Here is a 524-nt window from a genome sequence, read left to right as displayed (position 1 = left end):
CGCGTTCGGCATCGTAGGAGAGCAGACCCTCGTAGACGTAACCGATCTGCTCGACGTCCAGCGAGCGGAAGCTCAGCGTCCGCCGCTCCCGGGACTTCCCGCTGCCGACCTGGATGTACTGGACGGCACGCAGCATGTGCAGCACCGTGCGGTCGTCCACGCCGAGTGGCAGCCACGGATGGGCGGCCGGGTCGAACAGCGACCCGGCGTAGGCGTGCATGCGCAGCCGGGGATGATCGACCCCCGCGTACACGGCGGTGAACAGGGCGCGCAGCCGGTGCCAGGCCGCCGTCGACTGCTCCAGGTCGTCCTCGGTCGCGCCGTCGTAAAGCTGCTGTTCCAGCTCGGCGCACAGCCGGCCGGCGGAGTAGGTACTCGCGTACAGGTCGTTGCCGGCGGGCAGCAGACCGCGTTCCTCGGCGTAGAGCAGGAAGACGATGCGCATCATCACCGCGACCGCGCCCCGGTAGACGTCGTGCGCGCCGACGTCGCGCAGACCGGCGCCACCCCGGTCCCGCTCGGCG

1 pseudogene is annotated in these 524 nt (G+C 70.8%); it reads right to left on the bottom strand.

Annotated features, from left to right (window positions below):
* Positions 1-524 (bottom strand): annotated as a pseudogene (locus AC08ON_RS18130) (Eco57I restriction-modification methylase domain-containing protein); the annotation flags it as partial.

It is taken from the genome of Frankia sp. CoWAU3, from assembly GCF_977971855.1.
This window is presented reverse-complemented; position numbering and strand designations above follow the sequence as displayed.